General features: G+C 54.9%; 9 protein-coding genes. 6 read left to right on the top strand and 3 right to left on the bottom strand.

Translation table 11 applies throughout. From position 1 onward, the window contains the following. Positions 1-6 precede the first annotated feature (6 nt). Together ACH50O_RS00770 and ACH50O_RS00765 are read left to right on the top strand one after the other, a co-directional pair. A complete protein-coding gene (locus tag ACH50O_RS00770) occupies positions 7-453 on the top strand; it encodes a putative lipoprotein (protein WP_446810164.1) in 447 nt (148 codons plus the stop codon). 39 nt (positions 454-492) lie between these two features. Then, positions 493-2394: a hypothetical protein gene (locus tag ACH50O_RS00765; RefSeq protein WP_446810163.1), complete on the top strand. Its 1902-nt coding sequence runs from the start codon at positions 493-495 to the stop codon at positions 2392-2394. Positions 2395-2431: 37 nt separating this feature from the next. Here ACH50O_RS00765 and ACH50O_RS00760 read toward each other — a convergent pair whose 3' ends face one another. The 3 genes from ACH50O_RS00760 to ACH50O_RS00750 form a co-directional block, all read right to left on the bottom strand. After that, positions 2432-3370 carry an alpha-E domain-containing protein gene (locus ACH50O_RS00760; protein ID WP_446810162.1) on the bottom strand — a complete coding sequence of 313 codons (939 nt, stop codon included), beginning with the start codon at positions 3368-3370 and terminating at the stop codon, positions 2432-2434. A 1-nt stretch (position 3371) separates the two neighbouring features. Next, a complete protein-coding gene (locus ACH50O_RS00755) occupies positions 3372-4826 on the bottom strand; it encodes a circularly permuted type 2 ATP-grasp protein (RefSeq protein ID WP_446810161.1) in 1455 nt (484 codons plus the stop codon). Between the two features lie 172 nt (positions 4827-4998). Continuing rightward, positions 4999-5136, bottom strand: a complete 138-nt coding sequence (locus ACH50O_RS00750; RefSeq protein WP_446810160.1) for a hypothetical protein — start codon at positions 5134-5136, stop codon at positions 4999-5001. 236 nt (positions 5137-5372) lie between these two features. On the opposite strand from ACH50O_RS00750, the gene ACH50O_RS00745 reads away from it, so the two are divergent. The 4 genes from ACH50O_RS00745 to ACH50O_RS00730 all read left to right on the top strand — a co-directional run bounded on the left by ACH50O_RS00745 (position 5373) and on the right by ACH50O_RS00730 (position 13807). Continuing rightward, positions 5373-7904: a circularly permuted type 2 ATP-grasp protein gene (locus ACH50O_RS00745; RefSeq protein WP_446810159.1), complete on the top strand. Its 2532-nt coding sequence runs from the start codon at positions 5373-5375 to the stop codon at positions 7902-7904. A 10-nt stretch (positions 7905-7914) separates the two neighbouring features. After that, positions 7915-8796 (top strand): transglutaminase family protein, encoded by an 882-nt coding sequence (locus tag ACH50O_RS00740; RefSeq protein WP_446810158.1) that lies wholly within the window; start codon positions 7915-7917, stop codon positions 8794-8796. Positions 8797-8961: 165 nt separating this feature from the next. Continuing rightward, positions 8962-13104: an EAL domain-containing protein gene (locus tag ACH50O_RS00735; protein ID WP_446810157.1), complete on the top strand. Its 4143-nt coding sequence runs from the start codon at positions 8962-8964 to the stop codon at positions 13102-13104. 115 nt (positions 13105-13219) lie between these two features. After that, positions 13220-13807 carry a hypothetical protein gene (locus ACH50O_RS00730; protein ID WP_446810156.1) on the top strand — a complete coding sequence of 196 codons (588 nt, stop codon included), beginning with the start codon at positions 13220-13222 and terminating at the stop codon, positions 13805-13807. Positions 13808-13810 lie beyond the last annotated feature (3 nt).

Raw genomic sequence — 13810 nt, 5'->3', positions numbered from 1 at the left:
AAGCATATGAACCGATTCAGAACCTTTACTTTAGTAACTACCATCGCTCTGGGAACTGCGCTAAGCAGCGGCTGTTCGTTTTCCACCAGTGCCGAAAGTTCGTCAGACAGCTCCAAAGGCCTATTCAACAGTGCCTCCAGCCCGTTCACCTCAAGTTCGTCCGATTCCTCGCGCAACAGCCACGAAAAATACGAAGGCGATGTGGCCGACTATACCGCGGAATTCGTGGTAGCGAGTAGCGGGACATTAGACAGCTTTCGCGGACATATCAGCGAAATTGCAGAGCAATATGAAATCACCAATTGGGAAAGCGACCGTATTACTTACGTGGGCATCGGTCGCGGATTGGCCAAAGCCAAACTCGGTAAACCGCAAATTTCCGCATTTACCGAGAGCCTGAGCGAAAAAGATCCCGTGAAAAAACAGGCCATCGAAGAAGGCTTGAAAAAATAATCCCGGCGGCAGCCGCCCTTCGCCATGCCGGCAACTGGCTTGAAATATGTAAAACAGGCTCTGGTGCTGAGTTTGGCGATTTGGGCATCCATTGCGGAAGCCGATACCGGTCGCCGCTTGGAATTTCTGTACATCAACGCCAACGAGGGCAGCGCCAGCGGCGGTCATGCCGCGCTTAAACTCGACCAGCAGGTCTTTCATTTTCAGCACGTCGAGCCCGGCTTGCTGCGCCTGTTTCGCGACGATTTCGCGGCGTTTGAGTTTGCCTACGGCTTTCAGGAAAACCGTACTATTCGCGGCCACAGTATCGAGGTTGCCGAAGACTTTTTCATCGCTTTACGTGGAGCCTTTACCCGCCGGCTCTTGATTCAAAACCAGCAGTTTGCCGCGCTGCAAGCCCTGTACGATGACCAAGCGCTAATATCCGGACTGCAAAACCCAGGTACGGCCCGGCATTTGCCGCTCAAGGCCCTGGGCTATTTTTTAAGCGAGTATCGGGCCGGCGAATCGCCGGCTTCGGTTGCCGATGCCTATAGCACGAGTAGCGCGAGCCCGCAATTGATGCAATTGCGGCAGGCTATCGGCAATGAATTCGGCGCGGATTTCCTGGCCGGCAAACGCCTACAGACTTGGCAAATCTTGCGATCGATCAAGCCTGACCTATCGGTTACCATCACAGACCTCAGCGACGACAATTTCAAAGTCGCGGACGCATCTTTTGCCCGGCGTTACCGCGACCAAATACTCAATCTCGCCGCGCTGGATGTATTACATGCCGCAATGCCGCCAAGCGGCGAAAGCTTAATCCGAGCCGCCCTACCTGAGTTTCAACTCAAGCCCACGCAACTCGGCAAGCTGGCAAAGTTTCGGCAATGCCTGTTCAACGATCTGGTCAAGCTGATGCGCAGCCGGCGCACCGACTGGGGCTTTCCGTTGCTGGTGGGAATGGCCCGGCTCCACGCACTTGACGACTCTATCGCCTCGGGATACTTAACGGTACTGGATCGTAGCCGACAGATACCCGATCAACCGCAAAATGCTAGTGTTGACGCCGACACCCTGCCCAGCGCTTTGCAATACACTCAGCAGGTATTTAACGCCGCCGCCAGCCAACTGAACGATGCGGAGGAACTTGACGAGCGCGGCTACGCCGAGTTGGAATTGAGCGCCACGGCCCTAAAACAACTGCATCGCCCGACAGACGGCAAACAACAGCCGCTCAAACTACCGCCGTTGACCACGACTCCCACTCGCGCCGCAACCGCCGAACTCGTCAATTTGCCCTTAAGCACCGCGGAACTTGCGCGATATGAAAGAAAAATCGCCGAACAGATTGATACTTACCAGGACCGGTTATTGGATTTGTACGACTATCAATTGCTAAGCCGCAATTGCGTCACCGAGATTTTTCGAGTCATCAACCAAACCCTGGCATCGGTTGCCGGTCGGGAAGCACTCGAAACTCCATCGCAAGCGTCGCGGCGCTTGCTGGGTGGTTATATCGACGAACAAGGCCTAAACATCATCCCATTTTTGGCCTATGCGCGCGTGGCTGACGAATATCGGGTCGGCACCAGCTTCGAACGCTTACCTTACCGCGAACAGCAACGCCGCGAACTTTACCGGCATGCGCCGGAATGGCAGGTCGATTTACAGGAATCCAATCCGCTTAGTTCCAGTATTTACCATTGGAACGATACGGACGCCGCGTTTTTATTTTTCACCCAAGACCAGATCTGGCCCAGACCGCTAATGGGTAGCCTCAATTTGGCGGTCGCCGGCGGGCAAGCCCTATACGGCTTATTCAGTTGGCCCTGGGATGAAGGGGAGAATCTGCACAAAAGCCTGAAAGGCATTTTCGTCAGCTTGCCGGAACTGCTGTTCTGCAATATCCGCAAAGGCTCGTTTCCGGGATTATTACCGGGCGTGACGAAACCTTGAACGATGCTCTCCCCTGCTCTTTTCCATCGTTCAAGTTTTAGGCATCGACATTTTTTAAAAACCACATGGCAGCGATCTGTCCGTGTAAACCATCGAATTTCGCTTGTAAACCATCCAGTACCTGGTGCAATTGCTCCGGCGTGGTTTGTTGAATATCTATTGCCAACACCTGTTGCTCGAGCTGCTCCAGGAACGGGTATAGCTCGACAGCATTCGGCAAACGCTTGATGCAGTGCGTGATCTCCTCCAGGCAATACAGCACCGCCCTGGGGAAGTCCGGGTTTTTTAACAAATAATTCAATACATCTTCGCCCTTGATGCGATTGCGGACATGCTTACGGTACATCAATACCGCGCTCAGCGATTTTAAGACGTTGATCCACAGAATGGTTTCGTACTCGCGCATTTTAGTGCTGCGATTTTCCGCCAACAGCACGGTGCCAAAATCCATGATCCGGCTGGTCATGTCGGCGCGTTCCAGATTGCGGCCGATACAGATAAAGCGGGCGCTGTCGCTGCGGCTCATCGCCCCGGACATGAAGCCGGTAAAGCGTTGGCAACCGGCCATGATTTCCTGTAAAAACAGCGCTCTACCCCGGCGATTGGACAGGCTGTCCAGATTATTGTTGGCATACAAATACATTTCGTTGACTTGCTGCCAGGCCTCGTCGGGCATCAGCTCGCGACTGGTGCGGATATTCTCGCGGGCAAACGACAACGAAGCCAGCAAGGAACCGGGATTGCTCATGTCGGCCAGTAAAAACCGGGTGGTATTGTGTTCGCTGGGATTTTTAAAGCGCTGATAAAACGCCTCTTCGACGCCGCAAATATTCAGCAGATTGCGCCAGCCCAGTTCCACGCCATACGGCAGATCGTAGATCAAATGCATCGTGGCGCTGATCAGGCGGGCGGTATTTTCGGTGCGCTCCAGATAACGGGCCATCCAGTACAAGCGTTCGGCGGATCGCGATAACATCTTATTGCTCCCTGTTGATAATCCAAGTGTCTTTACTGCCGCCGCCCTGCGAGGAATTCACCACCAGCGAACCGGCCCGCAGCGCCACCCGCGTCAGACCGCCGGCGGTCACGAAGCTGTTTTCCCCTTGAAGGATAAACGGCCGCAAATCGATATGCCGCGGCTCCAGTTTATCGCTGCATAGCGTCGGACAAGTTGATAACGCCAGTGTCGGCTGAGCGATGTAATTGCGCGGGTTGTCTTGAATCAGTTTGTGGAATTGTTTGATCTCCTTTTGCGTGGCATGCGGACCGACCAGCATGCCGTAGCCGCCGGACTCGTTAGCCGGCTTGACTACCAACTCAGGCAAATGCGCCAACACATACGCACATTGCTCCGGGTCGCTGCATAAGTAGGTCGGCACGTTGGGCAGAATCGGCTCTTCATTTAAATAGTAGCGAATCATCTCCGGCACATAGGCATACACCACCTTGTCGTCGGCCACACCAGCGCCGGGTGCATTGGCCAACGCCACGTTGCCGGCTTTCCAGGCCCGCATCAGGCCTTTTACGCCCAATACCGAATCCTTATGAAACACTTCCGGATCGAGAAACAGATCGTCTATGCGTCGATAGATCACGTCGACTTTTTCCAGTCCCTTAATGGTGCGCATGTAAACACAATCGTCATCCTTGACCAACAAATCGCCGCCTTCCACTAATTCAGCGCCCATTTGCTGCGCCAGGAACGCGTGTTCGAAATAGGCCGAGTTGTAAATGCCGGGGGTCAATACGGCGATTTGCGGCGTGTCGTCGGCGCCCGACGCCAGCGAAGCCAGCATTTCGAACAATTGGGTCGGGTAATCGTCCACCGGCAAAATATTCAAATTTTCCAGCAACTCCGGAAAGATGCGTTTGGTAATCACCCGGTTTTCGATCATGTAAGACACGCCGGACGGCACCCGCAGATTGTCTTCCAGCACGTAAAGCTTGCCGTCGCCGGCCCGTACCAGATCGCTGCCGCAGATATTGGCCCAACTGCCGAACTTAGGTTGCATCCCTAGGCATTCCTTGCGGAAATTGCTGGAGCTGTTGATCAGGTCGGCCGGCACTAATCCATCCTTGATAATCTGTTGCCGGTTATAAACATCGTTTATAAAACAATTCAAGGCTTTCAGGCGTTGTTTCAAGCCGGCTTCCACCGCTTGCCATTCCTGAAAATCGATGAGGCGCGGGATAATATCGAAGGGCCATGCCCGGTCGATATTGCCTTCGTCGCTATAGACGGTAAAGGTGATGCCCATCTCCATGATGGCCGCTTCCGCCGCCGACAGCCGGCCTTTAATCGCGTCCATGCCCAAAGATTGTAAGTACTGACTCAAACTGGCGCAGGCTTCACGCGGTTTCCCGCCTGCGGCTATCATCTCGTCGTAAGCCCTGTCGGCGCTGTAACGCGCCCAAATCGATTGTGTAGCCATACTGTTTACATCCGTGACATTGCTTTGATGGTGCGGATACGCGCTAAAACGGTGCAAAAAATGCCGCACCATTTCAACGCATGCCGGTTCTAATGGGTTAATGGACTTAAAGCAAACGCAGTGCCAAGTTACCCGAGGGATAATCGAGCTAATGGCTCTGCGATCACTTCGGCTACTTGGGCCATCTAAACAAGGCGGCTTTCGCTACGACTTGCTCGTCCATACCACTATCGAGCGTGAGCAGCGGCTTGACCAGACCATAAAATACCGCTCGCCCGCAGAGAGTCGAATGGCTAACTTCCGCAGACATTGCCCGGCTCGGCCCGAACGGACTAAAAAAAAATTGGCCGAGGATTGACGAACAGATAGGCTAATTGACCCGGCACGCTACTTGCTGTCCTCTTGGACCATGCCAGCTACCACACGGCGATCCGCCGCCATAATCGTCAGCCCAACCACGGCAAAATCCGGCGGCGGCCAGTCCGCGCCATCCGTTTGTACTTTGATCAATTGCGCAATACCAGGTAAACCGGCAAACTAAGGGACATGAGAACGTTAAGTATTCAAGAAGCTTTCGCGCCGGGCTATCGCCTCGACACCGGCACTTACGACGAAATGCTGGACGAAACCGGCCGGGTGCGGCCGCATTGGGCACATCTGATGCAGGCCTTGCAGCAACTCGGCCCGCGCGAAGTGGGCCTACGCCATCAGGAAGCCTTGAAGCTTTTGCGGGAAAACGGCGTAACTTACAATGTCTACGGCGATCCGGACGGCATCAACCGCCCATGGCAGTTGGACCCGGTGCCTTTATTATTGTCCGGCGAAGAATGGTTCGATATAGAGGCCGGCTTGCTCCAGCGTGCCGAACTGCTGAACCTGATACTCGCGGATTTATACGGTCCGCGTCAGCTGATCAAGAAAAACTTGCTGCCGCTGGAGCTGATCTATAACCATGGCGGTTTTCTGCGGGTCTGCGATCAAATTTACCTGCCCGGCCAACATCAATTGGTGCTGTATGCCACCGACCTGGCTCGCGGCCCCGACAAAAAAATGTGGGTGCTGGGCGACCGCACGCAAGCGCCCTCCGGCGCCGGTTACGCGTTGGAAAACCGTATGGCGATGTCGCGAGTATTGCCCAGCTTATTCCGCGACACCCATGTGCACCGGCTGGCTCGTTTTTTCCAATCTTTGCGTGCCGGCCTGAGTGCGATCGCGTCGGACGACGCCGAAACGCCGCGCGTGGTGGTACTCACCCCAGGCCCGTTAAACGAAACCTTCTTTGAACACGCATATTTAGCCTCTTATCTGGGCTATCCGCTGGTACAGGGCGACGACCTCACCATCCGCGACGGCTATGTCTGGCTTAAATCGCTGGTCGGTTTGCAACGGGTGGATGTGATTTTGCGCCGGGTCGACGATAACTACTGCGACCCGCTGGAACTGCGCGAAGACTCGCGGTTGGGCGTACCCGGCCTGTTGGAAGTGGTCAGACGCGGCAATGTCGCAATCGCCAATCCCTTGGGCAGCGGCATTCTGGAAAATCCCGCGATCATGCCCTTTCTGCCCGGCATCGCCAAACACTTCCTCGGGCAACCGCTCAAACTCAATTCGATAGCCACCTGGTGGTGCGGCCAGACTCGCGAATTAAATTATGTATTGGCCAACCTCGAACGCCTGGTCATCAAGCCCATCTACCGCAAACCCGGTGAACACTCGGTATTCGGCCATCAACTCAGCCGAGCGCAGCTCGCCGAATGGCGCGCGCGCATCAAAGCCCGTCCGGCGCTTTATGTCGGGCAAGAGTACGAAAGCTTTTCCACGGTACCGTCGCTGGTGGCCTGCGGTTACGAGCCGCGCCAGACCTTATTGCGTTGCTTCATGGTGGCGCGAGCGGACGGTTATGCGCTGATGCCCGGCGGCCTGACCCGCAGTGCGCCGAAATACGGCAATATGATGATCACCAACCAAACCGGCGGCATCAGCAAAGATACTTGGGTGGTTGCCACCGAACCGCAACACCCGGCAATTCAGACCAAACGCAGCAACAGCCTGAGCGGTCACGGCAATGCCCTACCCAGCCGCGCGGCGGACAATATTTTCTGGGTCGGCCGCAATGCCGAACGCGCGGAAGGCGGCGTACGCTTGCTGCGCGCCACCATCAAAAAACTATTCAGCAACCCCGACCGCGACAATCCCGACTATCAACTCAGCCTGGAAGCCCTGTTGCGTTGCGTCACCAGCATGACCGGCACTTACCCCGGCTTTTTCGCCGAGGATAACGACAGCTTACTGCTTGCGCCGGAAGCGGAACTGGTAGCCGTGGTGGTCGACGAAACCCGGGCCGGCAGTCTGGCCAACACGGTAAACCGGATGGCGCAATCGGGTTATGCGGTGCGTGATCTATGGTCATCGGACACCTGGCGGGTAATCGATGAAATCGACGAACAAATTGCCGAAGCCCGGCGGCTCGGCAAAACCGGCCTCTGGTCGATGCAGGAGCAAATGGATCAGCTGATCACCACCTTATCTGCCTTCAGCGGCCTGGTGATGGAAAGCATGACGCGCGGCAACGGCTGGCTGTTTCTGGATATAGGCCGGCGCCTGGAACGCGGCCTGCAGTTGGTATCGGTATTGAGAACCGCGTTCGCGATGCCGCAAAGCGAGGCCGCGGAAACACGTCTGCTGGAGTCCTTGTTGGATACCAGCGACAATTTGATCTGTTATCGCCAACACTACCGCAGCAATCTGGAGCTGAGTTCGTTTTTAGAGTTACTGCTGATGGACCCGAACAACCCGCGCTCGCTGGCTTACCAAATTGCCCGTTTGCAGGAGCATGTCGGCAAACTGCCGCGGGAACCCGGCAAACGCCGCATCAGCCCCGAAGAAAGACTGTTGCTGGAAGCCAGTTGCATTCTGAATATCGCCAATATAGACGACCTGTTGAGCGTATCCGAAGCCGGCATCCGCGAGGCGCTGGACCAGCAACTCAGCAATATTTATGCGCTGCTGGCTAAATTGTCCGATACTTTAACCGCCACTTATTTTCGGCACGGGGACGCGCCGCAATCGCTGTCCTAAGGAAGCCACCATGCGTTATCGGGTTACTCATACCACCACTTATCGTTACCAGCAAACGGTGGGATTATCCTACAACGAAGTGCGGATGCAGCCGCGGCCCTGCCCCAATCAGTTGTTGCTCAGTTCCAACCTGCAAATCAGACCCTTGCCCTGCGATTACCGCACCCGCACCGATTTTTTCGGCAATCAGGTGGCCTGGTTTTCCATCCGCGAACCGCATCAGGAGTTTGTGGTAACGGCCAGCAGCGAGGTGCAGATTTTTCCGCAACCGGTACAACTGGATTTCAGCCACGGCATGAGTTGGGAAGCGGTCAAGGAAGCATTATGGAACGACAGGAGCGAACCGATGTTGGAGGCCAGGCAATACGCGCTGGACTCGCCGTTCATCAGCGCCGACTCCGATCTGGCCGGCTACGCCCAAGCGTCGTTCACGCCCGGTATAGCGCTGATAGAAGCGATACACGATCTGATGCAGCGCATCCACCGCGATTTCACCTTCGATCCGGAATTTACCAATCTGGCCACGCCGTTAGCGACCGTGCTGCAACACCGGCGCGGCGTCTGTCAGGATTTTGCCCATCTGGCGATAGGCTGCGTGCGCTCGCAAGGTTTGGCCGCCCGCTATGTCAGCGGTTATATCGAAACCCTGCCGCCACCCGGCAAGAAAAAGCTGGTCGGCGCCGACGCTTCGCACGCCTGGTTTTCGGTGTACTTGCCGGATTTAGGCTGGATGGATTTCGACCCCACCAACAATCAAATACCCGTTGACCGGCACATCATCGTGGCCTGGGGCCGCGACTACAGCGACGTAACGCCGTTAAAAGGGGTGATTTTCGGCGGCCAAAACCACGAGTTAAAGGTCGCGGTGGAAGTGGAAAATCTGGGGCCGTAAAGTTAAGCAGCCCCTCTTAAAACTTGTCCGAAACATTTATTTGCTATCCACACGCTAAGGGCAAAAATACAAGCACTTAGCCCGTGACAAAACCTTGCATTTCATGAGATAAACAGCGCCTTTTGGCTGACCGTCCAAAAGTAGTTAATAAATCAAGGTATTCTTTTGCAGCGTTTATCGATCTATTCCAATACAGACTTGGCCCGCCTAATCGGCTTAGCTGTCGCCTACGCACTAACCGCAAAACTGGTGCTGATGTTTTTCGCGGCCAACCATGTCGTTTCCATCATCTGGCCGCCTAGCGGAATCGCTTTAGCCTGCCTGCTGCTGGGCGGTCAAAAATTATGGCCCGGCGTATTTATCGGCGCATTGGCTGGCAATCTTTGGGCCGGCAATCCGTTCGCGCTGTGTTTACCGATAGCCTGCGGCAATACCTTGGAGGCTTTGATGGCCGGCTATTTACTGCGTGCCGACCCAAGATTGCAACAACCGCAAGACTACTTGCGTTTAGTGTTTTCCGGTGGATTGGCGACCGCCGTCGCGGCCCTGACCGGTTCTTTAAGTTTACTATATACCGCAACGATCGGGCCGGAGCAGTGGCTATCCAATCTGGCCCACTGGTGGATGGGAGACGTCTTGGGTATCGCGATCGTCGCGCCCATGCTTCTAACCTGGAAACTGCCCTTGGGTTTTGAATGGACTCAGCGCCAGACTTGGCGGGCGATTGTCTTTTCGACAATGGCATTTCTGGCCGGTCAACTGATTTTCCTGCAATGGCCCGTCGACCCGGGTCACTACGGCAAGGCTTTTTATATGTTCGCCTTCCTGGTCTACGGTGCGCTACATTTTGGTCTGCACGGCACCTTGCTGCTAATCGGCATGGTGACGTTACAAAGTATGTTTGGCGTCATTCTGCAAGTCGGATTCTTTGCAGTCGACTCCGGCGAAACCGGCTTACTCCTGCAATGGTCGTTTTTACTGGTCATGTCCAGCGCCGGTATTTCCCTAGCGCTGGCTATCGAGCAATACCATCGCTCCAAGCAAACCGCTAAAGCCATTACCGACTTCAATCTGCATATATTACGTTCCATCCAGGAAGGCGTAGTGGTTTACAACTTGGAAGGCCGCATCCAGTTATGGAACAGTTTTCTGGAAATCCTTAGCGGCCAAACCCAAGCCGATTGCCTGGGCAAAACGCCGGTCGAGCTGTTTCCGTGGCTGGCGCAAACCGACATCCCGGAAGGCATACAAAAGGCATTGAAGGGCGAAACGGTCAATCATGCCCCGTTTACCGCAGCGGACGGCCGCTGGCTCAGTTCGGTGCAGATGCCATTACGCGACGAACAGGATCAAATTGTCGGTGTCATCGAGCTGATCAAGGACGAATCCTCGAATATCGAGTTCGGCAAATCACTATCGGTTAGCGAATCGCGTTTTCAAAGCATCCTGGATAACACACCCACGGTGATATACAGCAAGGATTTGCAAGGTAAATTTCTGCTGATCAACCGCCAGTTCGAAAAGCTGTTTGCCTTGAACAACGAGGCCGTGAAAGGCAAGTGCGACATGGATTTGTTTCCCCATGCCCAAGCCGAGCAGTTACGGGAACACGACTTAGAAGTAATTAGTAGCGGTGAGGCGCGGATATTCGAAGAAAAAGTGCCGCACCGCGACGGCGAGCTCCATACTTATCTGTCACATAAATTCCCCCTACGCAACTCCCAAGGCGAAATCTATGCGGTTTGCGGCATTTCCTCCGACATCAGCGAACGCAAGCAATCGGAAAAATTATTGCAGGAAAGCGAGCTGCGCTGGAAGTTCGCCTTGGAAAGCGGCGGCGACGGCGTTTGGGATTGGGATCTAAGCAACGGCAAAGTCTTTCTGTCGCCGCGCTGCATGGAAATTCTGAACTTTAGCGAACAAGACCGGGACAACGATTACCGCAACTGGGAAGCCACGATACATCCGGAAGACAGTGCCAACATGATGTCCGATCTGCAGACGCATCTGAACAACGGCAGCGAGCGCTTCAGCAACGAACATCGGGTCAGGCATGGCGAAAATCAGTGGCGCTGGATCCTGACGCGCGGTCTGGTGGTCAGTCGCGACGCCAACGGCAAAGCTTTACGCATGATCGGCACCCAGACCGACATTACCGAACGCAAACAAACGCAATGGCTGCAATTGTCCAAGATTGTCGACGGTTCGCCGGAAGCTACGCTGCTTGTCGGGGAAAACGGCATCATCAAGCTGGCCAATCCGCCAGCGGCAAAAGTGTTCGCTTACCCGCTGGAGCAATTGATAGGCCTGACCGTCGAAGCTCTGGTACCTGAACGCGCCCGAGCCCGCCATCCGCAGCAGCGCGCGCAATTTTTACAGGAAAACAAAGCCAGACCCATGAGCGCCAGCCGCTCGCTAACCGCCATGCGCGGCGACGGCACGGAATTTCCGGTGGAAATCAGTTTGACGCCGATCGACATCGACAATCGGCGCTACATCATCGTCTCGGTGCTGGACATCAGCGAACGCAAGCGGCTTGAACACGAAATGCAGTTGATGGCGATGATTTATCAAGCCATCGGCGAGGCGGTCATGGTGGCCGATGCCGATAATCGCATCATCGCCATCAACGACGCGTTTACCCGTCTGACCGGCTACACCGCGCAAGACGCGATAGGAAACTCCACCGACATTCTGAAATCGGGCCAGCACACCCCGGATTTTTATCAGACCATGTGGCATTCGCTATTGCAAACCGGCCATTGGCAGGGCGAAATCTGGAATAAACGCAAAAACGGCGATATTTACCACGAATGGCTGGTCATCAACACCATATACGGCGAGCGTGGCGAAATAGAGCGCCGGGTGGCGATGTTTTCCGAAATTACCGAACAAAAACACGTCGAACAGACCATCTGGCGCCAAGCGAATTTCGACCCGCTTACCGATCTGGCCAACCGGCGCATGTTCCAGGACCGCTTGAAGCAGGAGATCAAAAAAGCCCATCGAGACAAAAACAGCCTGGCGGTCATGCTGCTGGATTTGGATCGTTTCAAGGAAATTAACGATACCCTGGGTCACGGCATGGGCGATATTCTGTTGCAGGAAACCGCGCGGCGCATCTTGGCTTGCGTGCGCGACGTGGATACCGTGGCCCGCTTGGGCGGCGACGAATTTACCATCATCCTGGGCGAACTGGACTCGGAAACCAACATCGACCGGGTGGCGCAAGGCATTCTCCAGCAACTTGCCGAACCCTTCGTCCTGGGCGAGGAACAGGCTTATATCTCGGTCAGTATCGGCATTACCTTCTATCCGCAAGACGCACTGGAAGCCGAACAACTGATCAAAAATGCCGATCAGGCCATGTATACCGCCAAGCAACAAGGCCGCAACCGTTACAATTTCTTTACCAGCGAGATGGAGCAAACCGCGCAAAACCGCATGCGCCTGACCAGCGATCTGCGCCACGCCTTGGCAAACCAAGAATTCACGCTGTTCTACCAACCGATCGTCGAACTGGCCAGCCGCAAGATGCACAAAGCCGAAGCCTTGATTCGCTGGCAACATCCCGTGCGCGGCATGATCAGCCCGGCGGATTTCATCCCGCTGGCCGAAGAAACCGGCTTAATCGTCGAGATCGGCGATTGGGTGTTTCAGGTTGCGGCCGGGCAAATCGCCGAATGGCGCGCCAAATACCGCCCGGACTTCAAGATGGGCATTAACAAATCGCCGGTACAATTCACGCGCAGCGATAGAAGCGACAGCAAATGGATCGCCTATTTGCAAGAACTGGACTTATCCGGCCAATGTATCGTTATCGAAATTACCGAAAGCCTGTTGCTGGACGCCGACAACATCGTGCGCGACCATTTATATGCCTACCGGGACGCCGGCATCCAGGTGGCGATAGACGACTTCGGCACCGGTTATTCGTCGCTGTCTTACCTGAAAAAATTCGATATCGATTATCTGAAGATCGATCAGAGTTTTGTGCGCAACCTGGAAGCCGACTCCAGCGATCTGGCGCTGTGCGAAGCGATTATCGTGATGGCGCATAAGCTCGGCTTAAAAGTAATCGCCGAAGGGATAGAAACCGCGCAGCAACTGGAATTACTCTGCGCTGCGGGTTGCGACTACGGACAAGGTTATCTGTTTTCCAAACCTCTGCCCGCGCCAGAGTTTGCGTTGTTGTTCGACAAGGAAGATCACCAGCCCACGCCGCCGCCAGCGCCCGCCAAAGCGCCAAGCAAACCCGGTGGACGCGGCGACTCCAGCATATCCAAGTTATTCGGTTCAGACAATTAACCGGTTTGGGCAAACGCGTATTATCGAAAAATCCGTTTTGAATATTGAACACTTTCGGCATCGGCCGGCCAAAGTCGCTAATATGAAGCAGTATGCCAACCCACATGGAGTATTTATGCGTCTCGACAAATCCGTTTTCCAAGTCATTTTACTGAGCGGCAGCGCGCTATTCTGCCAAGCCGTCAGCGCCCAGGACGCACCCAGCCCGCAACAGGCGCTGCAAAACTTCGGCATCAGCGCCACACAAATCCCGCAACTGGAACGCGGCGAAATCATCGGTTACGACGTCAGCGAAACCAGTCAAAAAGAACTCGCCATCGGCGTGGCGATGATTATGCCGGTGGGCTTAACTCAACTCGCCGATTACATTAAGAAAGGGAAACTCAATGCCGGCGAAAGCGACATCGTCGCCACCGGCACGCTGGACGGCAATGCCAGTGTCGATAGCTTTAAGAAATTCGCCTTTACCGAAAAGCAGCTGGACGAAGCCAAGGCTTTTCTGGAAGCGGAGCCGGGCGACGAATTCAATCTATCCAAAGCCGAACTGGATAGTCTGAAAAGCCTGCAAGCCGGCCTGGAAGGCGCCGACAACAAAACCTTGCTGAAAACCGCCAATCAAAAATACCGCGAGTTTTTGCTGCAACGCCTGCAAGCCTACAAAAAAAGCGGTCTCAGCCGGCATTGCCCCCTACAGCCGCGATGACGG

It is taken from the genome of Methylomonas sp. 2BW1-5-20 (genome assembly GCF_052474515.1).
The sequence above is the reverse complement of the archived record's forward strand: the minus strand, read 5'-3'. Positions and strand labels throughout refer to the sequence as shown.